This window comes from Sulfitobacter mediterraneus, from assembly GCF_016801775.1.
Taxonomy (GTDB): Bacteria; Pseudomonadota; Alphaproteobacteria; order Rhodobacterales; family Rhodobacteraceae; genus Sulfitobacter; species Sulfitobacter mediterraneus_A.
Window position 1 is genome coordinate 2,563,272 of the sequence record NZ_CP069004.1, and the last position, 26,304, is coordinate 2,589,575.

Sequence of the window (26,304 nt, forward strand, 5' to 3'; positions counted from 1 at the left end):
GTTTTGCGTCTTTCATCAATCTGGGGTTAGCGGGTCAAACGCCCGGTTAGAGGCAGAGCCGCCCAATAGGGCAGCGCACTCAACCACTTGAGCGGCCATGTGAGGCGGCGCGGGAAATGCACTTCGAAGGAACGGCCCATCAGTCCTTTGATGATCTCCTCCGCAGCACGTTCTGGGGTCACCATGGCGGGCATGTCAAAATCGTTCTGCGCGGTCAGTCGGGTCTCAACAAAACCGGGGTTGATCAGCCTGACGTCCACCTTTCCCGAGAGTTCAGCCCTGAGGGTTTCGGCAAGGTTGATGACCGCCGCTTTGGTCGCGGAATAGATCTGTCCTTGCGGCAATCCGATGTAGCCTGCCACCGATCCACAAAGCGCCATCTGCCCGCCCGCACGCAATACCTTTGGTGCCACCTGCGCCACATGAAAGGTTCCGGCCAAATTCACGGTAACAATCTGTTCGGCCTTGTTAGGGTCCAGATCTGCAAGCTTTCCAGGGTCGTAGATCGCCGCCAGGTGCACAACGCGGTCAACCGGCCCGATCTTTGCGATGGCATCCGACGCGCGATCAAGGCTGGCACGATCCGACACATCCAGCGGCTGCGCCACATGGTCCGGTCCCAGTTCAGCCGCAAATGCCTCAAGCTTGTCTTCGGACCGTGCTGACAGGATCAGACGTGCGCCTTTGGCCGACCAAGCGCGGGCCAGGGCCGCGCCGATCCCGTCACTGGCCCCGATGATCCAAATGATCTCACGCTCAGACATGGCTCAGCTCCACTTGGACAACATCCGTTTGAGCCGCTTTGAACGAAGCGGCGCAGGCACCAAGGTAATAGCGCCAGCTCCGCAGAAAAGCGTCGTCATATCCAAGCGCCCGGATTTTGCCGGTTTTTTCTTCAATCCGCGCATCCCAGGCCGCGCAGGTGCGTGCGTAATCCTGACCAAAGGCAAGGCTGTCCGTGACCTTCAAACCGGCCCGCTCTGCCTGCTGGCGGATCGCCGCATCACACAAAAGCAAACCGCCCGGAAATGTATGCTGCCTGATATAATCTGCAGTGCGCCGATAGGTGTCGAAATAATCGTCTGACACCGTTATCGCCTGGACCACGGCACGCCCCCCGTCGGCGAGCCGGTCCTTGAGCATCGCAAAATAGGTCGGCCAATATTTCTGGCCGACCGCTTCGATCATCTCGATGGACACGATACCATCATACTTGCCATCGCTGTCACGGTAGTCCTGCAACCGGATGTCGGCCCGTCCGTCCAGACGGGCATCGGCATAACCTTTTTGACTGCGTGAAATGGTCAGGCCGGTCACATAACGCCCGCTGTCCGCCGCCCGCTCCGCGAAACCACCCCAGCCGCAACCGACTTCAAGCACATTTTCAGCCTCGCCAAGACGGTTCAGAATGCGGTCGTACTTGCGGTTTTGCGCCCGCAGCAAATCATTATCACCCGCCGCGAACATGGCGGAGGAATAGGTCATGCCCTCGTCCAGCCAGAGTTGGTAAAACTCGTTGCCAACATCGTAGTGCGCGCGGATATTGCGGGCTGCACCACTGCGCGAATTGGCGCGCAAAATCTGGTTGACCACACGATATTTCAGGTTTGACCAAAAGCCCGCATAGGCATAGCCGCGAAACTGGTCGAGATTGCGAATGGCAACTTCAACCAGATCAGCGATGGAAGAGGTTTCCCAAAGGCCCGAAACGTATGTTTCACCCAATCCGATATCCCCACGCGCCGCTATGGATGTGACGACGGACCAATCGTAAATGCGCATCTCAGCGGCCGGAGATCCTACGCCAAAATCGTAGATCTCGCCTTCAGGCGTGCGCAGGCGCAGACTGCCGGTGGTGATCCGTTCACATGTGTCGAGAAAGTCCCGCTTCACACGGTTTGTAAGAAAAAGCATCAGCTTACCTCGGTCTTGGGCGGTGTTGGACGGGACCGGTAGTTGGCCCCTTTGAGTTTCAGGATCAGCGCCTGCCAATAGATCAGCCCGATGGTGCGCATTGCCCCAAGCGGACGGCGCAGGCTGGCTTTGATCAGGTCCGGGCTTGTCATCGGAACGCGGGGGCCGGACAGTGTCGCGACAACTCCCTCCTCACCATTTTTGTGAATGATCCGGATGGCAATTTGATCTTCGCGGATGTCGAACCCGAATTGGTAATGTCCTGCGACGTCCTGATAGGGCGACACATGCAGCCATTTCGGCTTTTCGATGCGGCTTTCACTGGTGATCGGCGCAAAATCCGGCAAATGGCACAGATAGCTGTGACGGTCATGGAACGGCGTGGAGACTTCAGCAATCACCGCAACCAGATCCGACCCCCTGAAGGCCAGCCAGAAACTGACCGGGTTAAAGACGTAGCCCAAGAACCGCGGCTGGGTCAAAAGACGCAGATCCACGCCGTGGTCCGGCAAACCATTGGCCCGCAACGCTGCCCGCGCCCATGCAGAACCACGGCCGGCCCCAAGTGGGCCACCGTGATCCACGTCATGCACCGCGCTGAAATTGAACCTGTTGCGGGAAAACAAGAACGGACTGCGCTGATCCTGCTCGGGGTCGATCAACACGTAATCGACGCCATAGCGGAAACCATGCCGCACCGCACCCTTGCGGGTATGGGTTGTCACCCCTGAGATATATTCCGGCGTTGATGTCATGCGAACTGCCGATCCATCAAACGGGCAATCCGCGCGGCGCTGGCAAATCCGTCCTCATGAAACCCGTGGCGCGTGTAGGCTCCCGCAAACCATGTGTTGTTCTGCCCCTGCAGATCACGCAACTTCTGCTGGGCGTTCAGCGCAGCAGCATCAAAAACCGGATGGCGGAACGTCTTTTGATCGTAAATCAATTCATCGGGCACCCGATCAGACGGATTCAGTGAGACAAAGAGCGGATCTGTCTCGGGAATGTTCTGCAACCGGTTCATCCAATAAGTCACACCAATCGCTGGCTCCGGCCGCGTGGTGTCGGCCTTGTAAACCCAACTGGACCAAACCGATTTGTTCTTGGGCATTTGCGCAGTGTCACGGTGCAGGATCATCTGGTTGTCCTGAAACCGGATCGCGGATAACGCGGACTGCTCTTGCGGAGTTGACCGTTCCAGAATCCGCAAGGCCTGATCGGGATGGCAGGCAAAGATCACCTGGTCAAAGGTTTCGTCCGGGGCTCCGGCGGTGTGAACCGTGCTTTGGGTCCCGGTCCTGCTGACACCTTGCACAGGTGTACCTGTGCGAAGCGCCACTCCGCGCCCGCGCAGATGCGCTTCCAAACGGCGCACATATTCGATGCTGCCACCATCAACCGTCCACCATTGATGCTGACCAAATGTGCTCAGCAAGGCGTGGTTGCGAAAAAACTGGATCAGCGCACGCGCCGGAAAAGACCGGATCTTGTCTGGCGGCGTTGACCAGATCGCACCGCAAAGCGGCATCAGGTAATAGCGCTGAAACCAATCGCCCAATTTCAGATCGTCCATAAACTCTCCGATTGTGGCGTCCGTATCGCCGGTCGTTTCCTCAGCCTTTTTGTTGAACCGCAGGATATCGGCCAGCATGCGGGTAAAGCCGGGCCGCATCAGATTGCGTGGCTGGGCAAACAGTGCCGCGATGGTGTTCAAACCGTATTCGATCCGGCCATCATCAATCGACGCCCCGAAACTCATGTCACTTTTGGCCACTGGTACGTCCAGATCCTGGAACATTCGGGTCAGATGTGGGTAATTGGCATAGTTGAAAACGATAAACCCGGTATCGACAGGCTGATCCCCATTCAGGCCCGCCATGACTGTGCGGGCATGGCCGCCCAATCGCGGCGCGGCCTCATAAACTGTAACCGCATGATGCGGCGCCAACAGGTAGGCCGCAGCCAATCCAGAGATCCCTCCACCAATGATAGCGACACGTTGCGGGCGGATGGGAAGGGCATCAAATGACATGTAGGCTCCAGTGCTTATTCCCTCTGGTTACGAGACGCGAAAAAAATTGGATCAAAAATGATCCGACTTTTATCGCCCCCCGTAATGAGATTATGCTGATTGCGAGCCTAAATATCCCAACCACGCTCAAACCGCCCCCTGCGCGGTTTGGAAAGGACATGACACAGGTGACGAAACCGTCAGCCCAAGTCTCTCCACAGACAACGTGGATGCTATTGGTCCGCGACCAACGCGACCGCGACGCCTTTGCGATGCTGTTTGATTTTTTTGCACCGCGCCTAAAGGGTTTCATCATGCGGTCCGGCATGGGCACCGGGCAAGCCGAAGAGATCGTGCAAGAGGTGATGCTGACCGTCTGGCGCAAGTCAGCGCAATTTGATCCCGAACGCGCTCAGGTTTCAGCATGGATTTATCAGATCGCCCGCAACCGCCAGATCGACGTAATCCGTAAAGAAAACCGCCCCCTTCCCGAAGAACTGGCCGAGGATCCAGAGACCGAGCCAGACGCCGGTCAGATCCTCGCCGTGGAGCAAGAGGCGGGGGCACTGAAGAAAGCGTTATCGCTGCTCAAACCCGATCAACGTGAAATTATTGAAAAGGCCTATCTCGGAGAGCTGACCCATCAGGAGATCCGCACCCAGACCGGCCTGCCGCTTGGCACAATAAAATCCCGCATTCGACTGGGATTGGAAAAGTTGCGCCATGAACTCAAGGACATGCGTTAAATGACCGCAATAAATCATCATATCCCTGACGATCTGCTGGCCGCCTATGCCGCTGGCACTTTGCCGCATGCCTATGCGGTGGTCGTGGCCGCCCATGTTTCGCTGTGCCTGGATTGCCGCGCAGGATTTGAAGCGCATCAAATGGCAGGCGGCGCCATTTTGGAGACCGCCACCAGCGAAGCTGTGTCAGGTGATCTGAAGCACAGCACCTTGGCCCTGCTGGACGAACCTGTACCGGTCGAGAAAACCTATGCGCGGTCAGGTGTGTATCCCGGACCTGTGATGGAAGCCCTCAAGGGCAAGCCGCCGCGGTGGAAGTCTCTGGGCCTTGGCGTGCGGCAGTGCATCCTGTCCGGTGATCGCGACGGATCAGTGCGGCTTCTTTATATTCCCCCCGGTCAGGCTGTGCCGGATCACTCCCACAACGGATTGGAACTGACATTGGTTCTGCAAGGCAGTTTCAGCGATGAAACCGGGCGGTTCGGTGTGGGCGATCTGGAAGTCGCGGATCAGGATCTGGAACACACACCCATTGCGGATGCTGGCCCCCCTTGCATCTGCCTGGCGGCGACGGATGCACCGCTTCGTTTCAGTGCCCTGTTGCCGAGACTGCTCCAGCCGTTGTTCAAAATCTGATCATCGGTTTGCGGCTCCTAACGAATCCTGCAGGTTGAGCTGCTGCCTGTCCTTTTCCGGACAGCAGCGGCCATCGGACCCTTTGCCCCAATGACCTATTTGACAGCCACGTGAGGCGTTTGCCGGCAAACCGCCAGCCACAAATGTAACGCCCATGCCCGGATCACAAAGATCCCGCGACGGTCGCATTGAACGTAGTGGTTATGCGTAACCACTTGATCCATTTGGGAAGAAGTGGTGAGCCGTGTTGGGTTCGAACCAACGACCTACTGATTAAAAGTCAGTTGCTCTACCAACTGAGCTAACGGCCCACTGGGCGCGTATCTAGAAAGCTAGAGGGGCAGGGTCAAGCCCAAAAACAGGAAAATGCCTGGACATGCTGGATTACTTCGCGGCGCATCGTTATATGCGCCGAATGTGCTCTGAAAACACCGATAATCTGCCCTTTATGAAGATGCATGGGTTGGGCAACGACTTTGTCGTTGTGGATGCGCGTGTGCAGACGCGGGTGATCACGCCCGAAATGGCCAAAGGAATCGGTCATCGGCACTTTGGCGTGGGATTCGATCAGCTTGCACTGATCACAAGGGGCAAAGGTGACGCCCATCTGACGTTTTTCAATTCTGACGGATCTTTGTCTGCCGCTTGCGGGAATGCCACACGCTGTATCGCGCGGTTCATCATGGATGAGACCGGCAAGTCCGAACTCCACCTGACCACGGATCGCGGGGATTTGGCGGCGAAAGACGCAGGTAACGGACTAACCTCTGTCAATATGGGCCTGCCACAACTTGATTGGACCGAAGTGCCATTGGCACGGCAAATGGATACGCTGGCGCTGCCCATTGATGGCAGTCCGACCGCCACCGGCATGGGAAATCCGCATTGCACCTTCTTTGTCGATGACGTGATGGGGGCAAACCTCGAAGAGATCGGACCACGGATCGAGCATCACCCGCTTTACCCCGAACGTACCAACGTACAAATTGCGCAGATCATTGGCCCCGACCACATCCGCATGCGGGTCTGGGAGCGCGGCGTTGGTGTGACACTGGCCTCTGGTTCCTCCTCCTGCGCCACTGCCGTTGCGGCGGCGCGGCGGGGGCTGACGGGACGACAGGTCCGCATTGATCTGGATGGTGGCACGTTGCACCTGAATTGGGCCGAGGACGGCGTCTGGATGACCGGACCGACCTCACATGTGTTCAGTGGCGTATTCACGACCGCCTTTCTGGACAGCCTGAAATGAAACCCCCGGTCTTTTCCAACCACGGTTGCCGCCTCAACGCCTACGAGGTGGAGGCGATGAAGGATCTCGCCGGGCAGGCCGGGCTTGAGAACGCGATTGTCGTGAACACTTGCGCCGTCACGGCAGAGGCCGTGCGCAAGGGCCGGCAGGACATCCGAAAGCTGCGCAAGGCCCATCCTAACGCCCGCCTGATCGTCACAGGCTGCGCCGCACAGACCGAGCCAGACACCTTTGCCAAAATGGAAGAGGTCGACGCCGTCATTGGCAACACCGAAAAGATGCGCCCCGAAACATGGCTCGGGCTGGCCGCGGATTTTATCGGTGAAACAGAGGCCGTGCAGGTCGATGACATCATGTCCGTCACCGAAACTGCCGGACATTTGATCGACGGGTTCGGCACCCGAAGCCGGGCCTATGTACAGGTCCAGAATGGCTGTGATCACCGCTGCACCTTCTGCATCATCCCCTATGGCCGTGGCAATTCACGCTCCGTCCCCGCAGGCGTGGTGGTGGACCAGATCAAACGTTTGGTGGGCAAAGGTTTTAACGAGGTCGTGCTAACCGGTGTTGATCTGACCTCTTGGGGCGCGGACCTGCCAGCGACCCCCAAACTGGGTGATCTGGTCATGCGCATCCTGCGGCTGGTGCCCGACCTGCCCCGCCTGCGCATCAGTTCGATCGACAGCATCGAGGTGGACGGAAACCTGATGCAGGCCATCGCGACAGAGCCGCGTCTGATGCCGCATTTGCATCTGTCGCTCCAGCATGGGGATGACATGATCCTCAAACGGATGAAGCGGCGGCACCTGCGCGATGACGCGATCCGGTTTACGGAAGAGGCCAAGCGCCTGCGCCCGGATATGACGTTCGGGGCCGATATCATTGCGGGGTTCCCGACGGAGACAGACGCACATTTCGAAAACTCGCTCAAGCTGGTCAAAGACTGTGATCTGACATGGCTCCATGTGTTCCCCTATTCCAAAAGGGAAGGCACACCGGCCGCGAAGATTCCAAATCAGGTGAACGGGACAGTGATCAAAACCCGTGCTGCGCAATTGCGGGCCGCTGGCGATGCGCAGGTGCAGCGGCATTTACAGGCGCAGATAGGCAAGACCCATCGTATCTTGATGGAAAACCCGACCATGGGCCGGACCGAGCAGTTTACAGAGGTGACCTTTGCGCAGCCACAGACCGAAGGGCAGATCGTCACCACTGCCATCTTTGGGCAATCCGGCAACCAACTCACCGCCTGAACCGTTTAATCTCAAAGGTTCGGGCGGGTTTCATTACACACATCACAAAAAAGCCTCCGCAGTTTCCTACGAAGGCTTTTGAGTTCCGGCTTAGGCCAGCTTAGTCGCGGTTTTTATATTTCACCGGCGCCCAAAGGCGTTTGTTGGTCAAATACAGCAGAACCGAAAGCAGGGTCAGGAACAGCACACCGGCAAAACCAGCTTGCTTGCGCGCCATCATCTTGGGTTCAGCGGTCCACATCAGGAACGCGGAAACATCTTCGGACAGGTGATGCAGATCGTTGGCATGGCCATCGATGAATTCAACAGATTCATCGTCCAGCGGTGGTGCCATGGCAATCCAGCCACCCGGAAACGCGGTGTTCTCATAGAAGGTCACACCGGCTTGTTCCTTGGTCTCACCTGTATAGCCATTCAGCAGTGCCGCAATATACTCCGCGCCGCCCATGCCTTTGAAGAACTGGTTGATGCCAAGGCCGTAAGGGCCATGAAAACCCGCCCGCTTTTTTGCCATCAGCGACAGATCAGGTGCAGTTTCCAGGTTGGATTCCGGAAAGTGGTCCACAGGTGTTGCCGCGCGGAAATCATCGAGATCGGCATCAAACACTTCGAACTGTTTGGCGTATTCGATGACCTGATCTTCGGGCAACTGAGGGCCGCCCTCATCACCAAGGGTTCGGATCGCCACGTATTTCAGACCGTGACAAGCCGCACAGACCTCGGTGTAGATCTGCAAACCGCGCTGAAGTTGGTTCACGTCATAGGCACCAAACGGGCCGTCAAACGAGAAATCGATGTTCTCGATGTGTTGTTCGCCACCACCGGCGGCCATTGCGCCGGAAGTGCCAAGGCCAAGCGCAACAAGCGCGGACAGGGTCAGTTTCTTGATCATTGTCATGTCCTTCACTCCGCCGGTTTTGCCGCTGCGTCAGCATCGGCTTTGTGGGCGTAATGTGCATCGAAATCTTCTTCGATGGTTGCCGGTTGCGGCAGCGGTTTCTCGATCACGCCAAGCAGCGGCAGGATTACCAGGAAGTAGGCAAACCAATAGGCCGATGCAATCAGCGAGAAGCTCGCATAAGGCTCCTCGGCCGGCATCGCACCCAGCCACATCAGGGCGAAGAAGTCGATCACCAGCAGGGCGAACCACCATTTGAACATCGGGCGATAACGGCCCGAACGTACGCTGGATGTGTCCAGCCATGGTACCAGCGCCATCACTGCGATCGCGCCGAACATTGCCAGAACCCCAAAGAACTTGGCGTCAATGATACCGCCGGTCACGAAGGACGCGATCTGTACGACCCAAACCTCAGAGGTGAACGCCCGCAGGATCGCGTAGAATGGCAAGAAATACCATTCCGGCACAATATGCGCAGGTGTCGAAAGCGGGTTCGCTTCGATGTAGTTGTCCGGGTGGCCCAGATAGTTTGGCATAAAGCCAACGATGGCAAAGAACACCGCGAGGATCACGGCAAGCGCGAACAGATCCTTGATCACGAAGTAGGGCCAGAACGGCAGCGTGTCTTTCTCTGCTTCTTCCTTTGAGCCGCGGCGCACTTCAACACCTGTTGGGTTGTTGTTGCCGGTGCTGTGGAAGGCCCAGATGTGAACCGCAACAAGCGCAGCAATCACGAAGGGCAGCAGATAGTGCAAGCTGAAGAAGCGGTTCAATGTGGCATTGTCCACCGCAGGTCCGCCCAGCAGGAAGGTTTGCAGGCTTTCACCCACGAAGGGGATCGCGCCAAACAGGCCGGTGATCACAGTCGCGCCCCAGAAGGACATCTGACCCCATGGCAGAACGTAACCCATAAAGCCGGTCGCCATCATCAGCAGGTAAATCAGCATACCGATGATCCAGGTGATCTCGCGCGGGGCTTTGTAAGACCCGTAATAGAGACCGCGGAAAATATGCGCATAAACTGCAACAAAGAACAGCGATGCGCCGTTCATGTGCAGATACCGCAGCATGTAGCCGCCGTTCACGTTGCGCATGATGTGTTCAACAGACGAAAACGCCAGATCGACATGCGGTGTATAATGCATAACCAGAACGATACCGGTGACGATCTGAAGCGCCAGACAGAACGTCAGCACAATACCCCAGATCCACATCCAGTTCAGGTTCTTGGGTGTGGGGATCATCAATGTATCATAGAGCAGGCCAACGATGGGCAGGCGGCTGTGCAGCCACTTTTCGCCGTTTGACTTTGGCTCGTAATGGTCGTGAGGAATTCCAGACATTGGTGTGCTCCCTTAACCCAGTTTGATCGTGGTTTCATCCACGAATTCAGCGACAGGCACCGGCAGGTTGGTCGGCGCTGGCCCTTTGCGGATACGGCCCGCGGTGTCGTAGTGTGAACCGTGGCAGGGGCAGAACCAGCCGCCAAAGTCACCGGCATCGCCCAAAGGCACACAGCCAAGGTGCGTACACACACCCATCATCACCAACCATTCGCCCGCTTCATCCAGCGTGCGGTTCTCGTCGGACGCATCCACGGAACCAAGGTTGTCATTCTGTGCCACCGGATCGGGCAGGTCAGACAAAGCCACGGCGCGGGCTTCGTCGATCTCTTCTTGAGTGCGGCGACGGATGAAAACCGGTTTGCCGAGCCACTTCACAGTCAACTGGGTGCCGGGTTCAACATCGGCAACATCCACACGGATAGAGGACAGCGCCAGAACGTCAGCAGATGGATTCATCTGATTGACAAGCGGCCAGGCAACAGCACCGGCGGCTACAGCACCGGTTCCGGCGGTTGCGTAATACAGGAAATCCCTCCGGGTGCCTGCGTGATCATCTGCTTGGGACACGGGTTTACTCCACTTCTCGGCCAAAACGGGCCATCAGACATAGAGGCGGCGCGAATGCGCCACCTGACTTCAAGCGGTATCTAACGGGCCAAAGCGAGTCCGTCCAGATGGCAATGCCGCGCAAAGGGTCGCAGTTTGCCGAAGAAACCGGAAAAATGGCCGTTTGAACAAAAAATTAACCCGCTGGCGGGACAGTTGCCTGCATCGACGGGCGCGAATCAAAAGTCTGGAACCAAGCGGCCAATGCATCATTGCCCTTGCGCCAACCACGCGCGTCCAAACGGAAATCCAGATAACCCAGCGCAGAACCCACCGCGATCTGGCCGATATTCATCGGAGCAGACAGCTGGCTCATCCAACGTGTGTTCAATGCAGCACAGGCGCGTTCAATTTTGCCCCATTGCCCCTCGATCCAGGCATCCATACGGATCTCTTTGGGGCGCAGACGCGATTCATAGACCATCAACAGGGCCGCATCGAGAATCCCGTCCGCCGTGGCTTCGAGCGTCAACAGATCCCAGCGTGCCGCGCCGCTGCCATAAAGACCAGCCTTGGCGCGATCATCCAGATAGGCGCAAATCACCCGGCTGTCATAGATCGACGGGCCATCGGACCGTTCCAGTGCAGGCACTTTGCCCAGCGGATTTTGTGGCAACAATCCAACAGCCGGCGCCAGAGGCGTCCCGTGCTGTTCTTCCAGCGTGACATCATCAAGCTGGCCGGTTTCATGAAGCAAAACCATGATTTTGCGGACATAGGGGGAAGTCGGCGAATAGGCGAGTTTCATGCAGGTCTCCTGATAAGATCGACCAAGTATTGCGCCGCAATGCCATGGGCGCAATCACTGCATTGTACCAAATCAACCCTTGGGTACACCGCGCATCATGGCGGCGATCACATGCGCTTCCGATCCAAAACCGAAGGCTTCAATCTGGCCCGCGGCGGCATCGCGCACCGCATCAGGCTTGTTCTGGCCCAGCTTCCACGTCCCATCGACACCCGACACCCTGATCCGGCAAGGCACAATCATGCGCATCATCTTGTCCAGCGCATCCGGTGTCATCTTGCTGGTTTTCCATGGCGGCTTGGGCAGAAGCCGATCCTCATAGAAGGCCGATTGCCGGTCGAGCAGAGCCAGCAACTCCTCTTGTGGTCGCCGCTCAAGAACACCCGTCAGATGCACCGCGACATAATTCCAGGTCGGAACCTGATCTGCGAATTCGTACCAATCAGGAGAGACATAAGTATCGCCACCTGACACCGCCAAAGTCACAGGTATCGGTTCTTTCAAGGCGCGGACAATCGGATTGGACCGCACCAGATGCAAATCAGCGACAGCGCCATCTTCGGACAGCAGGAAAGGAATATGGCTCAGCATCGGCGCATCCGCACCCTGCGCCGCCAAAACGCCAAAGCCCCGCTCGCGGGCAAACGCAACGTTCCGTGCATCGTCGGCATCGTGAAATATCGGATTGGGATGCATGGCGCGTTCCTTTGCAAATCACTCATTTTCGCTCTTGCAGAGTTTTGCATGACATTGCAACGTGGCGCTATTCTCAGGGCGGGGTGAAATTCCCCACCGGCGGTATGCAGGGCAAGACCTTGCGAGCCCGCGAGCGCAATTCCACTAAGGGATTGGTCAGCAGATCTGGTGAGATGCCAGAGCCGACGGTCATAGTCCGGATGAAAGAGAATGCGGCATTTTCAGGGGTCTCGCCCCTGTCTGTGGTCGTGATCGCCTTGGGTGGACGTGTCTGAACCAAAGGAGATCATTATGACACAAGGCAATACAGCCCCCGCCCGCTTCGCATTTATCAAAGCTCAATGGCACGCAGATATCGTTGATCGCGCGCTTGAGGGGTTTTGCGAACTTATTCCCGCCGCGCAGGTCGATGTTGTCGATGTGCCCGGCGCATTTGAATTGCCACTGATGGCGCAGACCCTTGCACGCACGGGGAACTACAGCGCCGTTGCCTGTGCCGCCTTTGTTGTGGATGGCGGCATCTATCGCCATGATTTCGTGGCCGCTGCTGTGGTTGAAGGGTTGATGCGGGTTGGCTTGGACACTGGCGTACCTGTGCTGTCGGTGTCTCTGACCCCGCATCACTATCAGGAAACCGACCATCACAATGCGATCTACCGTACGCATTTTGTTGAAAAAGGCCGCGAAGCCGCCCGCGCCGCCCTCAAGATCGCCGAGGTGGAAACAGCGCTGGCGGCCTGACCCGATGTTGCCCTAACAGCCGTCCCGGCGGTCTTCACATTGCCGGGGCACCGCCAAACCGTTTCCTTTAAAGGAAACGGACCGAAGTCTTTAAAGACTTCGCCACCGCGCAGCCAAACAGCACGACCTGACAGGTGCGCCTTTCAACCCAAATATGACCGCAGCGCCGGCGGCGGGTTATCCATCAACGCCGCCGCCGGTTGCGGAGCCTCGGCCCGGCCTTCGGCGACAAACACCACCTGATCGGCTATGCGCCGCACGTCTTCTGGGGCATGTGTCACCATGATCAGCGCCGCGCCGGTTTCGGCCACCAATTCAGCCACCAGATCCAACATCTCATTGCGCAGGGCCGGACCCAGAGCCGCGAAAGGTTCGTCCAGCAGGACAAGTGGCCGGGCCTGCACCAACACCCGCGCCAGTGCTGCACGGCTTTGTTGACCACCCGACAAGGCCGCTGGCCGCTTGCCGCTGTGCGTTTCAAGTCCCACCCGGCGCAGCGCATCCTGCACCTTGGCTTGCTCCGCGCCCGACAGCCGCAAATCAGGACGCAGGCCAAGTCCCACGTTCTGCTGCACCGTCAGATGCGGAAACAGGTTGTTGTCCTGAAACAGCATCGTCATGGGCCGTTGGCCCGGATCATCCTGCGTAATATCCCGTCCCTGCCAAAGGATCCGGCCCGATTGCAACGGCACAAACCCACAAAGCGCGCTGAGCAAGGTTGATTTGCCTGCCCCCGACGGACCGATCACGGCATATCGCTGCGCCTGATTCAGTTCCAGATCCGCAGCCAGGGAAAAATCACCCAACACAATTTCTGCCTGCTCAACTTTCAGCATGCCAGCGTCCTCCCCTGTCGCAAAGCCAGAATATTCCCAAGGCCAGTGCCAATAAGATCAAGGCCGCCCCCGCCGCCGCTTCCATTCGGTAGGCGCCCATCAACCGATACATCTGAAGCGGTAATGTTGCCCGTTCCTGATCAGCAAAAAGCGCAATCACACCCAGATCGCCCACCGACAATGCACCCGTCAATCCGGCGGCAAATCCCAATTGCGCCCGCAGACGTGGCAAGATCACCCATCGCCAAAGCGGCCAGCCTTGCAGGCCAAGCGAGACAGAGAGCCGCCCGAAATCTGCCAGGGTATCGCGCAGACGCGGCACCAAAATTCGCAACGCAAAGGGCAGCGCCATCAAGGCATTGACCAAAGCCGTGACCGGTAAGGCCAGATCTGACGGGTTCATCACAGGATTGATCAAAATGAACCAGCCCGTGCCGATCATCAAAGGGGACGCGGACAAGCCCAGCAAACCTATGGCCTCCACCCCGCCTCTTTGGCGGCTGGCGATCCAGCCCGCCATCGGCAGCGCCAAAAGGCACAGCGTCAGCACGCTGATCACCGCCACAAACACCGACAGCCCCGCCGCATGCCAGACCGCGACAGGCACCTTTGCAAGCCCCGCAACACCGCGCAGCACAACCGCCGCCAGCGGCAGCAACAAAAACAGCGCCGCCAAGGTGATCACCGCCCCGTCCCGCGCACGTTGCACGCCGCCCCGCGCATCCCAACGTTGCAGCGTCCGGTCCTGACCACCGCCCAATGAGATTGACGGAATGATCCACAGCGCCACCAATGCAGCGCCCCCTGCCAACACCAGCTGCACCAAAGACAAAAGCGCCGCTCGCGATAAGTCAAAATCAAACAGGAACGCCTGATAAATTGCCAGTTCAAGCGTTGTGGCCCTTGGACCGCCACCAAGCGTCAGCGCAACGGCAAAACTGGTCAGGCAAATCACGAAAATCAACGCCGCCACCCCCGGCACAACTTGGCGCAGCAGGGGCCATTCCAGAGTCAGAAAAATCGCACGCGGCCCAAGGCGCAATTGGGCAGCAAGGCGATACCGCTCTGCCGGGATACTTTGCCACCCTTGCAGGATCAGCCGTGTCGCCAAGGGCAGGTTGAAGAATACATGGGCCAAAACCACGCCGTGTAGTCCGTAGATCGAGACCTCAGGCAGCCCTACTAGGCCAAGCAATTGGTTCATCCAGCCCGATCTGCCGAACACCGTCAACAACCCGAGCACAGCCACAATCACGGGCAGAATGAACGGCGCACCCAGCAGCGTCACCAGCAAGGTCCGACCTGCAAACCGCCGCCGCGCCAACGCACGGGCGACCGGAATGGCCAAGAGTGTTGAAATCATCGAAGACAAGACAGCCTGCCAAACGGTGAACCGCACAGCCGCCCAATCAGAGCGCAGAAAACCCGCGCCGGGCTCTGCCCGGGACATCACCGCGAGCAAAGCAGCAAGCACCAGCGCTGCGACCAAAATCGCAGCACCGATACCCGCAGCATGTCTCATTGCGACAACGCGCCGAGCCATTCTTGCAATGCCGCATCACGTATGGCTGGCACCTCTGCGGCGGGGATCAACCGCGCGTTTTCAGGTTGCACAAGCGCCTCGAATCCTTTGGGCAAACCGCCACTGGGCATCACCGCCGGATACATCCAGTTGGTTGTTGGCAGAATGGATTGCGCCACGTCTGACACCATGAAGTTCAAGAACGCCTCGGCCAGCTCTGGCTGATCGCTGTTTGCCAGACGCCCGGCCACTTCGACCTGCATGTAGTGACCTTCGTCAAACACGGCGGCGGCTTTGCTTTCGTCCTCTTCTGCAATGATGTGATAGGCAGGCGAGGTTGTGTAGCTCAGCACCATGTCGGCTTCGCCCTCAAGGAACAGACCATACGCCTCGGACCAGCCTTTGGTCACGGTCACGACATTGTCGGCCAAGCCCTGCCAGATGGCTTCGGCCTCGTCACCATAGGCATCCTTGACCCACATCATCAGCCCCAAACCGGGGGTCGAGGAACGCGGATCCTGAATGACAATTTTCACGTCACTTTCGCCCAGCGCCTTGAAATTTGTGGGCGGTGTCATGTCCGTGTTGTGCACAAAGGCAAAGTAGCCCCAGTCATAAGGCGCAAAAACCGCATCGTCCCAAGTGATCGGCAAGGCATAATCGGCGCTCACAGATGTTTCAGTGAACAATCCGGTGTCCTTCGCTGCGGCGATCAGGCCGGTATCAAGCCCAAGCACCACATCTGCGTCAGACCGCGCGCCCTCAAGCTTGAGCCGCGCCAAAAGCGCCGCGCCATCGCCCATTCCGACAAATTTCAGATCGCAAGCACAGTTTTCCTCAAACGCCTTTTCGATCTGCGGGCCCGGCCCCCAGTCAGAAACAAAACTGTCATAGGTATAGACTGTCAGCACTGGTGTTTCGGCAATCGCTGCCGAGGCCCCAAGCAAGCCCGCTGCAAGTGTAAGATACTTCATCGCATCCTCCTTTTGCGGCGAAAGGGAAAAAGGATGGATGATTGTCCAGACCTTCCCTCCGCCGGTGTTAACCGGTTCAGGTTCAACGGGTCCATGCAAATGCACATCTCAGCTCAATCGAGCCCCCCGAGGTATCGCCATCGTTAGGAGCATGTACAAAGGGATGCAAGCCAAAACCCCTTGAGACACAGCACCGCGCCCGTTAATGCAGAGCCAACAGGAGTGCATTTATGTCGATGAACAGCTTTGGCCATCTCTTCCGCGTGACCACTTGGGGCGAAAGCCACGGCCCGGCCTTGGGCGCAACCGTTGACGGATGCCCGCCCGGAGTTCCGGTCACAGCCGAGATGATCCAGCACTGGCTCGACAAACGCAAACCCGGCCAGAACAAGTTTACCACCCAGCGGCGCGAGGCCGATGAGGTCAAGATCCTGTCTGGTGTATTTGAAGGTGTAACCACCGGCACCCCGGTTCAGTTGATGATCGAAAATACCGATCAACGGTCCAAGGACTACGGCGATATCAAGGACAAGTTTCGCCCCGGACATGCAGATATCACCTATTTCCAGAAATACGGAATCCGCGATTATCGCGGCGGCGGGCGGTCCTCTGCGCGCGAAACGGCCTCCCGCGTGGCGGCGGGTGGATTGGCCCGCGAGGCCATCAAGGCGATGGCGCCGGATGTTCAGATCACCGGCTACATGGTGCAGATGGGTCCGCATCAGATTGACCGCACTGCCTTCGATTGGGACCAGATTGAGCAAAACCCGTTCTGGGTGCCAGATGCACAGGCCGCATCAGACTGGGCGACCTACCTTGATGGGTTGCGCAAATCCGGCTCCTCCGTCGGGGCAATCATCGAGGTGGTCGCGCGCGGCGTGCCTGCAGGCATAGGCGCACCGGTTTACGGCAAACTTGACACCGATCTGTCCGCCGCAATGATGAGCATCAATGCCGTCAAAGGTGTCGAAATTGGCGAGGGCATGTCAGCGGCGATGCTAACGGGAGAGGCCAACGCGGATGAGATTTACATGGGCAACGACGGACAGCCCCGATTCTCGTCAAACCACGCGGGTGGTATTCTGGGCGGGATCAGCACCGGACAAGACATCGTCGTGCGCTTTGCCGTCAAACCAACCTCCAGCATCCTGACCACCCGCAAAACCATCACCAAGAGTGGTGAGGAAACCGAGATCATCACCAAGGGCCGCCATGACCCCTGCGTGGGTATTCGCGCCGTTCCTGTGGGTGAGGCGATGATGGCCTGTGTGATCCTCGACCACCTGTTGCTGCACCGCGGACAGGTTGGGGAAAACCGCGGCATCATCGGCTGAGGGCGCGGAAAATTTCAAATTTTCCGGACCGGACTTTTCAAAAAAGTCCGCCACCCTACCCACACGCTTGCACTTTCCCGATCAGAGGCGCATGACTTCGGCATGCCCGCCAGTCTGACGCAAAACCGCCCCGGCCGTGCCATCGCGCTTAAACTTTGTGCGATCTTTCTGTTCATGGTCATGGCCGCGCTGATCAAGGCCGCATCGGGCCAAGTCCCTCCGGGGCAGGCTGTCTTTTTCCGCTCATTGTTTGCGATACCGATCATCGGCCTCTGGCTCTGGCAAAGCGGGCATTTGCACGATGGGCTCAAGGTCAACAACCTCTTCGGGCATATCTGGCGGGGTCTGTTTGGCACCACCGCCATGGGCCTGACCTTTGCCGGGCTTGCCTTGTTGCCCCTGCCTGAAGTCACGGCCATCGGCTATGCCACGCCGATGTTCACCGTCATATTCGCAGCGTTGTTTCTGGGTGAACGGGTGCGCCTTTTTCGCCTGTCGGCTGTGGCGCTTGGGTTGATTGGAGTGATGATCGTGATTGCCCCGCGCCTGTCTGTGGACGCCAACTTTAGCGCCGCCGCGACCTATGGCGCGTTGATGGTGTTGGCGGCGTCCATTCTGCGATCCTTGGTGCAAATCCACGTACGGCGGCTTGTGCAAACCGACAGCACCTCGGCCATCGTCTTTTACTTTTCGCTGACGGCCACCTGCCTGTCCCTGCTGACCCTGCCATTGGGCTGGCTCATTCAAACACCTGCCCTTACATGGACCGCGCCCGGCATAGAGGTGTTGGGCCTGATCATCTGTGCGGGTCTGATCGGAGGCGTCGCGCAGATCCTTGTCACATCCTCCTTCCGCTTTGGCAGCGCTTCGATGCTGGCCCCCTTTGACTATTCCTCGATGATCTTCGCCAGCCTCATTGGTTGGGTGGTGTTCAGCGAAGTGCCCACAGCAACAATTCTGCTTGGTGCCGGGCTTGTCATTGCCGGCGGCGTGCTGATTATCTGGCGCGAACGGCAATTGGGGGTGGACAGGAGCAAATCAAAGCCCAATGTCCCCCCACCAGGCACCCCCGGTTAAAGGAGAGAACCCCATGTCCGAGACAGCAGACCACAAAGAAAAAATGCAAAAGCGTCAGGCCGAGCAGCGCAAGAAAGTCGCAGAGCTTCAGGATCCTGAAAAGGGGCTGGTACTGGTCCACACCGGCGCGGGCAAAGGCAAAACCTCCAGCGCCTTTGGCGTGGTGGTGCGGGCGCTTGGTTGGAAACAGCGGGTGGGCGTGGTGCAGTTCATCAAGGGCAAATGGAAGACCGGCGAACGGCTGTTCTTTGACCGTCTTGAAGAGGTCACATGGCACACTATGGGCGAAGGCTTTACCTGGGACACCCAAGACAAAGAGCGTGACATTGCCGCCGCACAGGCGGCCTTTGCCAAGGCCCGCGAAATGATGGAAAGCGGCGATTATGATCTGGTGGTCCTGGACGAGATCAACATCGCGATGCGCTATGAATACATCAGCGTCGAAGACGTGATCGCGGGTCTGGACGCCCGTGCCAAGGACACAGGCGTGATCCTCACGGGCCGCGATGCCAAGCCGGAACTTTGCGCCTATGCCGATCTGGTGACAGAGATGACCGAGGTCAAACACCCGTTCAAGGCAGGCATCAAAGCCCAGCGCGGTGTCGATTTCTGATGGCGACTGCCAAACACGCCAAGGTCGCGCTGATCACTGGCGCGGCACGGGGGATCGGGCTGGCCACAGCGCACCTGATGGTCAAAGACGGCTGGAAAGTTGCGCTGCTGGATCGCGACGCTGACGCGTTAAAAGCCGCGGCGGCAGAGTTTGACGGCGCCGCGTTGGACTTGCTGTTCGACGTTTCCGACCCGCAAGCCGCGCCACAAGCGATCCGGGCTTGCATCGATCATTTCGGGCGGCTCGATGCCTTGGTCAACAATGCCGGCGTTGCGGATTTTGGTCCTATCGAAGAAACCGACTTTGCCCGCTGGCGAAGGGTGATGGAAACCAATCTGGACGGCGTGTTTCTGATGACGCAAGCCGCGACAGAGGCGCTCAAAGACAGTGCTGGTGCGATCGTCAATATCGCTTCAATCTCTGGCTTGCGGGCCTCGACGCTTCGGGTTGCCTACGGCACATCCAAGGCCGCTGTGATCCACCTGACCAAACAACAGGCCGCAGAACTCGGGGAATATGGGATTCGCGTAAATGCCGTTTGCCCCGGCCCCGTGCGCACAAAACTTGCCATGGCAGTCCACACACAGGACATTATCGACGCCTACTATGATGCGATCCCACTGAACCGCTATGGGTCGGAGCAGGAAATTGGTGAGGTCATCGCGTTCCTGTGCAGTGAAAAGGCCAGCTATGTCACTGGCCAGATCATCGCATCAGATGGCGGGTTTGAAAGCACAGGCGTAGGCCTGCCTGCGCTTCGCAAATAATGTGGTGCGGGGGTCAGGCCCGCACCAGCTTTTCATAGCTTTCCGCGATGTCGCGGGTCAGGGCGCCGACCTCAAAGTTGAAATCACCGATCTGGCCCACTGGGGTCACTTCCGCCGCTGTGCCGGTCAGCCAGCATTGCTCAAACCCTTCAAGCTCTTCTGGCATGATGTGGCGCTCGTGTACGGTGATGCCTTTCTCCTTGAGCATGCCAACAACTGTCTGTCGCGTGATCCCGTTGAGAAAGCAATCCGGATCGGGCGTGTGTACTTCGCCATCTTTTACGAAAAAGATGTTCGCGCCCGTCGCCTCGGCCACATAGCCGCGATAGTCGAACATCATCGCATCTGAACAACCCTTTGCCTCTGCTGCGTGTTTGGACATGGTGCAGATCATATAGAGGCCCGCCGCCTTGGCATGGCTTGGGATCGTCTCGGGGCTGGGGCGCTTCCATTTGGAGATATCCAGTTTGGCGCCCTTCATCTTGGCATCCCCGTAATAGGCGCCCCATTCCCATGCGGCGATGGCCAGGCGCACAGGGTTACGAGCCGAGGCCACGCCCATGTCTTCGCCCGCGCCACGCCACGCGATAGCACGCACATAGGCATCAGACAGCCCGGATTTGGCCAGAACTTCGACCTTGGCCGCTTCGATCTCGTCCACGGTCCATGGGATCTGGAAATCAATCATCTCGGCCGAGCGGCGCAACCGCTCTGAGTGTTCGCGACTCTTGAAGATCTTGCCGTTATAGGCCCGCTCTCCTTCAAACACCGAAGACGCATAATGCATCGCATGGGTCAGGATATGCACATTGGCGTCGCGCCAGTTGACCATTTCACCATCCAACCAGATGAAACCATCCCGATCATCATATGCTCCAGCCATTTGCATTCCTCCAACTTAGCGGGATATTTTTCGAATATTGCGCAATAAATGGCCCATTTGGTCATTTAATTACGCAAAAGCTGCGATTCCCTAGCCTTTCGTCCTTGGAGTGTCAACAAGGCTGACGTAATGTCTGCACACCAACACATGAGGACATTATGGCAGACGGACGCGGCCCCGCAAGCAGCAGTGGCGAGAGCCTGCTTTTTCTGACGGATGAACAGCTGAGGCAGGCGATAGAGGCAATGTTCTTTGCCTATCGCGGCTTTACTGCGGACCCGGACCGTATCCTGGTCGACATGGCCTATGGCCGGGCCCATCACCGTGCCATCCACTTTATCAACCGGGCGCCGGGCACAACGGTGAACAACCTGTTGAATATCCTTGGCGTCACGAAACAGTCACTCAACCGTGTGTTGCGGACCCTGATCGCAGATGGTCTTGTCGAAAGCAGGGTGGGTCGCAACGACAAACGCGAACGCCACCTTTACCTGACGGATGCGGGCCGCGCCCTGGAACAGACCCTGTCTGATGCCCAACGCGCCCGGATGCGCACAGCGTTCCGCGATGCCGGTCCCGAAGCGGTGGCCGGATTTCGCACTGTATTGGAGGCGATGATGGATCCTGAAATGGGCGCAAGCTACACGCGGCTCAAGGAAAGCGGATCATGATGGACATGGACGCCCATCTGCTGATCGTGGATGACGATGAGCGCATTCGCACACTGCTCCAGAAATTCTTGATGCGAAACGGGTTTTTGGTCACTGCGGCCCGTGATGCCGCCCATGCGCGGCGCATTCTGGCAGGGCTGGATTTTGACCTGATCGTTCTGGATGTGATGATGCCGGGCGAAGATGGCCTGTCGCTCACCCAATCGCTGCGCGAGACAATGCAGACACCGATCATGCTGCTGACCGCCAAAGGCGAGACTGGCAACCGGATCGAAGGGCTTGAGGCAGGCGCCGATGATTATCTGGCCAAACCCTTTGAACCCAAGGAACTTCTGCTGAGGATCAACGCCATTTTGCGCCGTATGCCGGACACGAGCGCACAAGATGCCGCGCCCAAGGTGCTGTCGCTCGGGCCGATCCGCTATGATCTGGAACGCGGCGAGATGTGGCAAGGGGATGACCTCGTGCGACTGACCGCTACCGAAGTGCAATTGATGAAAATCTTTGCCGCGCAGCCCGGTGCGCCGCTCAGCCGTGCCAAACTGGTTGAGGAATTGGGCCGCGATCGCGGGCAGGCACAGGAACGTGCGGTAGACGTACAAATCACCCGCTTGCGCCGCAAGATCGAGGATAATCCCAAACAGCCGCGCTATCTTCAAACGGTGCGCGGCGCGGGTTATATGCTGGCGCCGGATTGATAAAAAGTCCGGGTTTGGCCAGCGCCGCGAAGGGGGGCCAGCCCCCCTGACCCCCCGAAATATTTAAGGCCAAAAAGAAAGATGACCCGCGCATCTGGCAGGCCTTTCGCTTCGCCGTTAATGTGGCCGGGAATTTGACAGAAAGGCACTGACATGTCCGAGACATCCGTAGATGAGATGAACTTTGAAACTGCGATGGCGGAGCTGGAAAAAGTTCTCGGTCAGCTGGAGCGGGGCGATGTGGCGCTGGACGAATCGATTGCGCTTTATGAGCGCGGCGCGGAATTAAAGGCGCGGTGCGAGGCTAAGCTGAAAGAAGCCGAAGAAAAGGTCGCGGCGATCACTTTGGACGCCGATGGCAATCCTGTGGGGGCCAAGCCTGTTGAAGGTCTCTGAGATAGACGGATCAACCGCGCGGTTGCCTTTCGCGCAGGCGCTTGGCGCGGCGCAGGATGTGGCCGCGCATTGGATTGGCGCAACCCTTGCCAAGGACAGCAGCGAGATCGCGCAAGCCATGGGATATGCCACCCGCGGCGGCAAGGGATTGCGCGCGTTTTTGGTGTTGGAAAGCGCCCGGATCTGCGGATGCAGCGCTGCGCAGGCCGGACCGGCGGCGGGCGCGATTGAGGCGCTGCATGCCTATTCTCTGATCCATGATGATCTGCCTTGCATGGATGATGACGACCTGCGCCGCGGCCAGCCGACAGTGCATCGCAAATGGGATGAGGCCACGGCGGTATTGGCAGGCGATGCCTTGCATTCATTGGCGTTTGAATTGCTTGGTGATGTGGTGTGCGATCCGGCACAGAAGATGGATCTGGCCGTTAGCCTTGCAAGAGCGGCGGGCGTGGCTGGCATGGTCGGCGGACAAGCGATGGACATCGCGGCAGAAACCGCTGCGCTGCCTTTGACATTGGACGAGATTACTGCGCTTCAGGCCGGAAAAACCGGTGCCTTGATTACATGGTCTGCGATGGCCGGGCCGCGCATGACCGGCACGGATGGCACCGCGTTCAAATCCTATGCTGACGCACTTGGCCTCGCCTTTCAGATCGCCGATGATATTCTCGATGTGGAAGGTGATGCAGCCGTGGTTGGCAAAGCCACGGGCAAGGACGCGGGCGCGGGTAAGGCCACCTTTGTGTCGCTGCTGGGGCTGGATGGGGCCAAAAGCCGCGCCTCTGACCTGGTGCAATCGGCCTGTGATGCCCTATCTTCATATGGTGACGATGCCGAAACCTTGCGAGAGGCCGCTCGCTTCGTTATTGCCCGCGAGAAATAAATCACCCGGAGGGGGGTTCAAATGACCGACCGACCTGTCACCCCGCTGCTGGACCGCGCCAAGCGGCCCGCCGACCTCAAACAATTCAGCGATTCTGAACTGACCACGCTGGCCAGGGAACTGCGTCAGGAAACCATTTCTGCGGTTTCGGTAACCGGTGGGCATTTGGGGGCAGGTCTGGGTGTTGTTGAACTCACCGTCGCCCTGCATGCGGTCTTTGACACGCCACGCGACAAGATAATCTGGGACGTCGGGCATCAGTGTTATCCGCATAAAATCCTGACCGAGCGACGAGACCGCATTCGCACCCTGCGTCAGAAGGATGGGCTTAGCGGGTTCACCAAACGCAGTGAAAGCCCCTATGATCCTTTCGGCGCGGCCCACAGCTCAACCTCGATCAGCGCGGCACTTGGCTTTGCCGTGGCGCGGGATCTGGGCGGAAACATCCCCGAAGGGCTGGGCGATGCGATTGCAGTGATTGGCGATGGGTCGATCTCGGCCGGAATGGCCTATGAGGCGATGAATAACGCGGGCCATCTGGGCAAGCGGATGATCGTCATTCTCAATGACAACGAGATGTCGATTGCGCCACCCGTTGGCGCAATGTCCAGCTATCTCAGCCGTCTTTATGCCGAAGAGCCTTTTCAGGATTTCAAAGCCGCCGCCAAAGGTGCAGTGAGCCTGTTGCCTGAGCCCTTCCGCGAAGGGGCGAAACGGGCCAAGGACATCCTCAAGGGCATGGCCGTTGGCGGCACCTTGTTTGAACAACTTGGTTTCTCATACGTCGGGCCGATTGATGGACACGACATGAACCAACTGCTGCCCGTGCTGCGCACGGTCAAGGAACGCGCCACCGGGCCGATCCTGATCCATGTGCTGACCAAAAAGGGCAAGGGATACGCCCCCGCCGAGAAGGCCCGAGACAAGGGCCATGGTGTTGCCAAGTTCAATGTGGTCACGGGCGAGCAGAAAAAAGCGCCCTCCAACGCGCCAAGCTACACCTCGGTTTTTGCGCAAAGCTTGCTGCAAGAAGCGGCGGAAGACGACAAGATCTGCGCCGTGACCGCCGCCATGCCCGACGGCACCGGATTGAACCTCTTTGCAGAACGCTATCCCTCGCGGTGCTTCGATGTGGCGATTGCCGAACAGCATGGCGTGACCTTCTGTGCCGCGCTGGCCGCAGGCGGAATGAAACCCTTTTGCACGATGTATTCGACCTTCCTTCAGCGCGGGTATGATCAGGTGGTGCATGACGTGGCGATCCAGCGTTTGCCGGTCCGTTTCGCCATTGACCGCGCCGGACTGGTGGGCGCGGATGGCGCGACCCATGCAGGCGCTTTCGATATCGCCTATCTGGCCAACCTGCCGGGGTTTGTGGTCATGGCCGCTGCCGACGAGGCGGAACTGAAACATATGGTCGCCACCGCAGCGGCTCACGACGACGGACCCATCGCCTTTCGTTTTCCCCGTGGCGAAGGGCGCGGCGTTGATATGCCGGAGCGTGGCGCGCCGATTGAAATCGGCAAGGGCCGGATGATCACCCAAGGGTCCAAAGTGGCGCTGTTGTCCTTCGGAACACGGCTGGAAGAGGTCGAAAAAGCCGCCGAAGCATTGGAGGCCAAAGGCATCACACCGACGATTGCCGATGCCCGTTTTGCCAAACCACTGGACCGCGATTTGATCCTGTCATTGGCCGCGGATCACGAGGCACTGATCACCATCGAAGAGGGCGCTGTTGGCGGCTTTGGCAGCCATGTAGCGCAGCTGCTTGCAGATGAGGGTGTGTTTGACGAGGGGCTGAAGTACCGCTCCATGGTCTTGCCGGACACGTTTATTGATCAAGCCAGCCCGGCAGACATGTATGCCGTGGCCGGAATGAACGCCGAACACATCGAGGCAAAGGTTTTGGAGGTTCTGGGCATTGCCAGCCTTGGGGCGCAGCGGGCCTAGGGCTTTTTCTGCTGCTCCAAAAGCTGTGCCAATTGCCCCTCAATCACCAGCAAACGCGCGGTGACGTCATCGCGGTAGGCCCCGGTTTCGGCGTCCGCTTCTTCGTGGTGGGCGTCTTGCATGGAATTCACGATCAGACCCACCAAGAGGTTCACCACGGCAAAAGTGGTGACCATGATGAAGGGAATGAAGAACATCCAAGCGAGTGGGTACACCTCCATCACCGGACGCACGATGCCCATTGACCAGCTTTCAAGTGTCATGATCTGGAACAGGGAATAGGCCGACAGGCCCAGCGTGCCAAACCAGTCAGGAAAGCTTGCCGCAAAAAGCTTGGTCGAGATCACCGATCCGATGTAAAAAATCAGCGCCATCAGGGAAAAGACCGAGGCCATGCCGGGCAAGGCGGTGATGAACCCTTCGACAACGCGGCGCAGACGCGGCGCGGCGGAAACCAGTCGCAGCACCCGCAGGATGCGCAATGCCCGCAACGCCGAGAAACCCTGAGCCGCAGGCACCAAAGACACGCCAACAATGACAAAATCAAAGATGTTCCATCCGTCGCGGAAAAACCGAAGCCGGTAGGCGAACAATTTGGCCAGCAACTCCAGCACAAAAATAGCAAGACACAGCCTGTCCAACGTCAGGATCAAACCACCGGCGACATCCATCGCGGTCCTGGAGGTCTCAAGGCCAAGCAGCACGGCATTGAAAACAATCACCGACATAATTGCGGTGCCAAATTTTTTCGCCGCCAAAAACGCCTGAAGTCGTTGCTGTACCGTCATATTCCTGCCTATGCCACTTTTGCCCCTATATGGCGTTGGCCGGGTGCCGGAACAAGCCCGCA

At 58.2% G+C, this 26,304-nt stretch carries 28 protein-coding genes, 1 tRNA gene and 2 riboswitches; of the genes, 14 read left to right on the forward strand and 15 right to left on the reverse strand.

Features of this window, described 5'->3' with window-relative positions:
• Positions 1 to 26: 26 nt before the first annotated feature.
• Genes JNX03_RS12685 through JNX03_RS12700 form a run of 4 tightly spaced genes read right to left on the reverse strand, consistent with a single transcriptional unit; the run spans position 27 to position 3,946 of the window.
• Entirely contained in the window at positions 27 to 764 is a 738-nt protein-coding gene (locus JNX03_RS12685) for an SDR family NAD(P)-dependent oxidoreductase (RefSeq protein ID WP_203209394.1), read from the reverse strand.
• Entirely contained in the window at positions 757 to 1,914 is a 1,158-nt protein-coding gene (locus JNX03_RS12690; protein ID WP_203209395.1) for an SAM-dependent methyltransferase, read from the reverse strand. Before JNX03_RS12690 ends, JNX03_RS12685 begins: the two co-directional genes overlap by 8 nt.
• Positions 1,914 to 2,669 carry a DUF1365 domain-containing protein gene (locus JNX03_RS12695; protein WP_203209396.1) on the reverse strand — a complete coding sequence of 252 codons (756 nt, stop codon included), beginning with the start codon at positions 2,667 to 2,669 and terminating at the stop codon, positions 1,914 to 1,916. Before JNX03_RS12695 ends, JNX03_RS12690 begins: the two co-directional genes overlap by 1 nt.
• Positions 2,666 to 3,946 carry an NAD(P)/FAD-dependent oxidoreductase gene (locus JNX03_RS12700; protein WP_203209397.1) on the reverse strand — a complete coding sequence of 427 codons (1,281 nt, stop codon included), beginning with the start codon at positions 3,944 to 3,946 and terminating at the stop codon, positions 2,666 to 2,668. Before JNX03_RS12700 ends, JNX03_RS12695 begins: the two co-directional genes overlap by 4 nt.
• A gap of 158 nt (positions 3,947 to 4,104) precedes the next feature.
• Here JNX03_RS12700 and JNX03_RS12705 point away from each other — a divergent pair, with 158 nt between their 5' ends.
• Complete coding sequence (locus tag JNX03_RS12705; protein ID WP_231024191.1) at positions 4,105 to 4,671, forward strand: sigma-70 family RNA polymerase sigma factor; 567 nt, start codon at positions 4,105 to 4,107, stop codon at positions 4,669 to 4,671.
• Positions 4,672 to 5,307, forward strand: a complete 636-nt coding sequence (locus JNX03_RS12710) for a ChrR family anti-sigma-E factor (RefSeq protein WP_203209399.1) — start codon at positions 4,672 to 4,674, stop codon at positions 5,305 to 5,307.
• Positions 5,308 to 5,542: 235 nt separating this feature from the next.
• On the opposite strand, the gene JNX03_RS12715 is transcribed toward JNX03_RS12710, so the two are convergent.
• Positions 5,543 to 5,618 (reverse strand) — tRNA-Lys (locus JNX03_RS12715).
• Positions 5,619 to 5,722: 104 nt separating this feature from the next.
• Here JNX03_RS12715 and dapF point away from each other — a divergent pair.
• Both dapF and mtaB read left to right on the forward strand, forming a co-directional pair.
• A complete protein-coding gene (dapF, locus tag JNX03_RS12720) occupies positions 5,723 to 6,556 on the forward strand; it encodes a diaminopimelate epimerase (protein ID WP_203212240.1) in 834 nt (277 codons plus the stop codon).
• Positions 6,553 to 7,809 (forward strand): tRNA (N(6)-L-threonylcarbamoyladenosine(37)-C(2))-methylthiotransferase MtaB, encoded by a 1,257-nt coding sequence (gene mtaB, locus JNX03_RS12725; protein WP_203209400.1) that lies wholly within the window; start codon positions 6,553 to 6,555, stop codon positions 7,807 to 7,809. The genes dapF and mtaB overlap by 4 nt, the downstream gene beginning before the upstream one ends.
• A gap of 100 nt (positions 7,810 to 7,909) precedes the next feature.
• Here mtaB and JNX03_RS12730 read toward each other — a convergent pair whose 3' ends face one another.
• The 5 genes from JNX03_RS12730 to JNX03_RS12750 all read right to left on the reverse strand — a co-directional run bounded on the left by JNX03_RS12730 (position 7,910) and on the right by JNX03_RS12750 (position 12,106).
• Positions 7,910 to 8,701, reverse strand: a complete 792-nt coding sequence (locus JNX03_RS12730; RefSeq protein ID WP_203209401.1) for a cytochrome c1 — start codon at positions 8,699 to 8,701, stop codon at positions 7,910 to 7,912.
• A gap of 11 nt (positions 8,702 to 8,712) precedes the next feature.
• Positions 8,713 to 10,053, reverse strand: coding sequence for a cytochrome b (gene petB / locus JNX03_RS12735; protein WP_203209402.1), 1,341 nt, complete (start codon positions 10,051 to 10,053; stop codon positions 8,713 to 8,715).
• A gap of 12 nt (positions 10,054 to 10,065) precedes the next feature.
• Positions 10,066 to 10,623 (reverse strand): ubiquinol-cytochrome c reductase iron-sulfur subunit, encoded by a 558-nt coding sequence (gene petA, locus JNX03_RS12740; RefSeq protein ID WP_203209403.1) that lies wholly within the window; start codon positions 10,621 to 10,623, stop codon positions 10,066 to 10,068.
• A 175-nt stretch (positions 10,624 to 10,798) separates the two neighbouring features.
• Entirely contained in the window at positions 10,799 to 11,410 is a 612-nt protein-coding gene (locus JNX03_RS12745) for a glutathione S-transferase (RefSeq protein ID WP_203209404.1), read from the reverse strand.
• Between the two features lie 72 nt (positions 11,411 to 11,482).
• The gene (locus tag JNX03_RS12750; protein WP_203209405.1) at positions 11,483 to 12,106 is read right to left on the reverse strand and encodes an FMN-binding negative transcriptional regulator; all 624 of its coding nucleotides are present in this window, start codon (positions 12,104 to 12,106) and stop codon (positions 11,483 to 11,485) included.
• A gap of 65 nt (positions 12,107 to 12,171) precedes the next feature.
• A riboswitch (FMN riboswitch) is annotated at positions 12,172 to 12,322 on the forward strand.
• A gap of 75 nt (positions 12,323 to 12,397) precedes the next feature.
• Here JNX03_RS12750 and JNX03_RS12755 point away from each other — a divergent pair.
• Positions 12,398 to 12,847, forward strand: coding sequence for a 6,7-dimethyl-8-ribityllumazine synthase (locus JNX03_RS12755; RefSeq protein WP_203209406.1), 450 nt, complete (start codon positions 12,398 to 12,400; stop codon positions 12,845 to 12,847).
• 143 nt (positions 12,848 to 12,990) lie between these two features.
• Here JNX03_RS12755 and JNX03_RS12760 read toward each other — a convergent pair whose 3' ends face one another.
• Genes JNX03_RS12760 through thiB form a run of 3 tightly spaced genes read right to left on the reverse strand, consistent with a single transcriptional unit; the run spans position 12,991 to position 16,179 of the window.
• Positions 12,991 to 13,683, reverse strand: coding sequence for a thiamine ABC transporter ATP-binding protein (locus JNX03_RS12760; RefSeq protein ID WP_203209407.1), 693 nt, complete (start codon positions 13,681 to 13,683; stop codon positions 12,991 to 12,993).
• Positions 13,670 to 15,226, reverse strand: a complete 1,557-nt coding sequence (locus tag JNX03_RS12765) for a thiamine/thiamine pyrophosphate ABC transporter permease ThiP (protein ID WP_203209408.1) — start codon at positions 15,224 to 15,226, stop codon at positions 13,670 to 13,672. Before JNX03_RS12765 ends, JNX03_RS12760 begins: the two co-directional genes overlap by 14 nt.
• Complete coding sequence (gene thiB, locus JNX03_RS12770) at positions 15,202 to 16,179, reverse strand: thiamine ABC transporter substrate binding subunit (RefSeq protein ID WP_203209409.1); 978 nt, start codon at positions 16,177 to 16,179, stop codon at positions 15,202 to 15,204. Before thiB ends, JNX03_RS12765 begins: the two co-directional genes overlap by 25 nt.
• 36 nt (positions 16,180 to 16,215) lie before the next feature.
• Positions 16,216 to 16,318, reverse strand: a riboswitch (TPP riboswitch).
• A 91-nt stretch (positions 16,319 to 16,409) separates the two neighbouring features.
• On the opposite strand from thiB, the gene aroC reads away from it, so the two are divergent.
• From aroC to JNX03_RS12790, 4 genes are all read left to right on the forward strand, one after another.
• Complete coding sequence (gene aroC / locus JNX03_RS12775) at positions 16,410 to 17,513, forward strand: chorismate synthase (protein ID WP_203209410.1); 1,104 nt, start codon at positions 16,410 to 16,412, stop codon at positions 17,511 to 17,513.
• Between the two features lie 102 nt (positions 17,514 to 17,615).
• On the forward strand, positions 17,616 to 18,590 hold the full coding sequence (locus JNX03_RS12780; RefSeq protein ID WP_203209411.1) for a DMT family transporter: 975 nt from the start codon (positions 17,616 to 17,618) through the stop codon (positions 18,588 to 18,590).
• A gap of 13 nt (positions 18,591 to 18,603) precedes the next feature.
• Positions 18,604 to 19,203, forward strand: a complete 600-nt coding sequence (cobO, locus tag JNX03_RS12785; RefSeq protein WP_203209412.1) for a cob(I)yrinic acid a,c-diamide adenosyltransferase — start codon at positions 18,604 to 18,606, stop codon at positions 19,201 to 19,203.
• Positions 19,203 to 19,970, forward strand: a complete 768-nt coding sequence (locus tag JNX03_RS12790) for an SDR family NAD(P)-dependent oxidoreductase (RefSeq protein ID WP_203209413.1) — start codon at positions 19,203 to 19,205, stop codon at positions 19,968 to 19,970. Before cobO ends, JNX03_RS12790 begins: the two co-directional genes overlap by 1 nt.
• Before the next feature lie 13 nt (positions 19,971 to 19,983).
• Here the strand turns inward: JNX03_RS12790 and JNX03_RS12795 are convergent, their stop codons facing one another.
• Positions 19,984 to 20,853, reverse strand: a complete 870-nt coding sequence (locus tag JNX03_RS12795) for a branched-chain amino acid aminotransferase (RefSeq protein WP_203209414.1) — start codon at positions 20,851 to 20,853, stop codon at positions 19,984 to 19,986.
• Positions 20,854 to 21,011: 158 nt separating this feature from the next.
• On the opposite strand from JNX03_RS12795, the gene JNX03_RS12800 reads away from it, so the two are divergent.
• The 5 genes from JNX03_RS12800 to dxs all read left to right on the forward strand — a co-directional run bounded on the left by JNX03_RS12800 (position 21,012) and on the right by dxs (position 25,454).
• Entirely contained in the window at positions 21,012 to 21,524 is a 513-nt protein-coding gene (locus tag JNX03_RS12800) for a MarR family winged helix-turn-helix transcriptional regulator (protein ID WP_203209415.1), read from the forward strand.
• A complete protein-coding gene (locus JNX03_RS12805) occupies positions 21,521 to 22,222 on the forward strand; it encodes a response regulator (protein ID WP_203209416.1) in 702 nt (233 codons plus the stop codon). Before JNX03_RS12800 ends, JNX03_RS12805 begins: the two co-directional genes overlap by 4 nt.
• Positions 22,223 to 22,375: 153 nt before the next feature.
• Positions 22,376 to 22,618: an exodeoxyribonuclease VII small subunit gene (locus JNX03_RS12810; RefSeq protein ID WP_203209417.1), complete on the forward strand. Its 243-nt coding sequence runs from the start codon at positions 22,376 to 22,378 to the stop codon at positions 22,616 to 22,618.
• A complete protein-coding gene (locus tag JNX03_RS12815) occupies positions 22,578 to 23,504 on the forward strand; it encodes a polyprenyl synthetase family protein (RefSeq protein WP_203209418.1) in 927 nt (308 codons plus the stop codon). The genes JNX03_RS12810 and JNX03_RS12815 overlap by 41 nt, the downstream gene beginning before the upstream one ends.
• Before the next feature lie 21 nt (positions 23,505 to 23,525).
• Positions 23,526 to 25,454 carry a 1-deoxy-D-xylulose-5-phosphate synthase gene (dxs, locus tag JNX03_RS12820; RefSeq protein WP_203209419.1) on the forward strand — a complete coding sequence of 643 codons (1,929 nt, stop codon included), beginning with the start codon at positions 23,526 to 23,528 and terminating at the stop codon, positions 25,452 to 25,454.
• On the opposite strand, the gene JNX03_RS12825 is transcribed toward dxs, so the two are convergent.
• Positions 25,451 to 26,242, reverse strand: a complete 792-nt coding sequence (locus JNX03_RS12825) for an ion transporter (protein ID WP_203209420.1) — start codon at positions 26,240 to 26,242, stop codon at positions 25,451 to 25,453. The two genes, dxs and JNX03_RS12825, sit on opposite strands and share 4 nt — an antisense overlap.
• Between the last annotated feature and the right edge of the window lie 62 nt (positions 26,243 to 26,304).

Bases quoted from the DNA above. Each gene is read 5' to 3' on its own strand.
- JNX03_RS12685 (WP_203209394.1), bottom strand. From the start codon at position 764: ATGTCTGAGCGTGAGATCATTTGGATCATCGGGGCCAGTGACGGGATC.
- JNX03_RS12690 (WP_203209395.1), bottom strand. From the start codon at position 1,914: ATGCTTTTTCTTACAAACCGTGTGAAGCGGGACTTTCTCGACACATGT.
- JNX03_RS12695 (WP_203209396.1), bottom strand. From the start codon at position 2,669: ATGACATCAACGCCGGAATATATCTCAGGGGTGACAACCCATACCCGC.
- JNX03_RS12700 (WP_203209397.1), bottom strand. From the start codon at position 3,946: ATGTCATTTGATGCCCTTCCCATCCGCCCGCAACGTGTCGCTATCATT.
- JNX03_RS12705 (WP_231024191.1), top strand. From the start codon at position 4,105: ATGACACAGGTGACGAAACCGTCAGCCCAAGTCTCTCCACAGACAACG.
- JNX03_RS12710 (WP_203209399.1), top strand. From the start codon at position 4,672: ATGACCGCAATAAATCATCATATCCCTGACGATCTGCTGGCCGCCTAT.
- dapF (WP_203212240.1), top strand. From the start codon at position 5,723: ATGTGCTCTGAAAACACCGATAATCTGCCCTTTATGAAGATGCATGGG.
- mtaB (WP_203209400.1), top strand. From the start codon at position 6,553: ATGAAACCCCCGGTCTTTTCCAACCACGGTTGCCGCCTCAACGCCTAC.
- JNX03_RS12730 (WP_203209401.1), bottom strand. From the start codon at position 8,701: ATGATCAAGAAACTGACCCTGTCCGCGCTTGTTGCGCTTGGCCTTGGC.
- petB (WP_203209402.1), bottom strand. From the start codon at position 10,053: ATGTCTGGAATTCCTCACGACCATTACGAGCCAAAGTCAAACGGCGAA.
- JNX03_RS12745 (WP_203209404.1), bottom strand. From the start codon at position 11,410: ATGAAACTCGCCTATTCGCCGACTTCCCCCTATGTCCGCAAAATCATG.
- JNX03_RS12750 (WP_203209405.1), bottom strand. From the start codon at position 12,106: ATGCATCCCAATCCGATATTTCACGATGCCGACGATGCACGGAACGTT.
- JNX03_RS12755 (WP_203209406.1), top strand. From the start codon at position 12,398: ATGACACAAGGCAATACAGCCCCCGCCCGCTTCGCATTTATCAAAGCT.
- JNX03_RS12760 (WP_203209407.1), bottom strand. From the start codon at position 13,683: ATGCTGAAAGTTGAGCAGGCAGAAATTGTGTTGGGTGATTTTTCCCTG.
- JNX03_RS12765 (WP_203209408.1), bottom strand. From the start codon at position 15,226: ATGGCTCGGCGCGTTGTCGCAATGAGACATGCTGCGGGTATCGGTGCT.
- thiB (WP_203209409.1), bottom strand. From the start codon at position 16,179: ATGAAGTATCTTACACTTGCAGCGGGCTTGCTTGGGGCCTCGGCAGCG.
- aroC (WP_203209410.1), top strand. From the start codon at position 16,410: ATGTCGATGAACAGCTTTGGCCATCTCTTCCGCGTGACCACTTGGGGC.
- JNX03_RS12780 (WP_203209411.1), top strand. From the start codon at position 17,616: ATGCCCGCCAGTCTGACGCAAAACCGCCCCGGCCGTGCCATCGCGCTT.
- cobO (WP_203209412.1), top strand. From the start codon at position 18,604: ATGTCCGAGACAGCAGACCACAAAGAAAAAATGCAAAAGCGTCAGGCC.
- JNX03_RS12790 (WP_203209413.1), top strand. From the start codon at position 19,203: ATGGCGACTGCCAAACACGCCAAGGTCGCGCTGATCACTGGCGCGGCA.
- JNX03_RS12795 (WP_203209414.1), bottom strand. From the start codon at position 20,853: ATGGCTGGAGCATATGATGATCGGGATGGTTTCATCTGGTTGGATGGT.
- JNX03_RS12800 (WP_203209415.1), top strand. From the start codon at position 21,012: ATGGCAGACGGACGCGGCCCCGCAAGCAGCAGTGGCGAGAGCCTGCTT.
- JNX03_RS12805 (WP_203209416.1), top strand. From the start codon at position 21,521: ATGATGGACATGGACGCCCATCTGCTGATCGTGGATGACGATGAGCGC.
- JNX03_RS12810 (WP_203209417.1), top strand. From the start codon at position 22,376: ATGTCCGAGACATCCGTAGATGAGATGAACTTTGAAACTGCGATGGCG.
- JNX03_RS12815 (WP_203209418.1), top strand. From the start codon at position 22,578: ATGGCAATCCTGTGGGGGCCAAGCCTGTTGAAGGTCTCTGAGATAGAC.
- dxs (WP_203209419.1), top strand. From the start codon at position 23,526: ATGACCGACCGACCTGTCACCCCGCTGCTGGACCGCGCCAAGCGGCCC.
- JNX03_RS12825 (WP_203209420.1), bottom strand. From the start codon at position 26,242: ATGACGGTACAGCAACGACTTCAGGCGTTTTTGGCGGCGAAAAAATTT.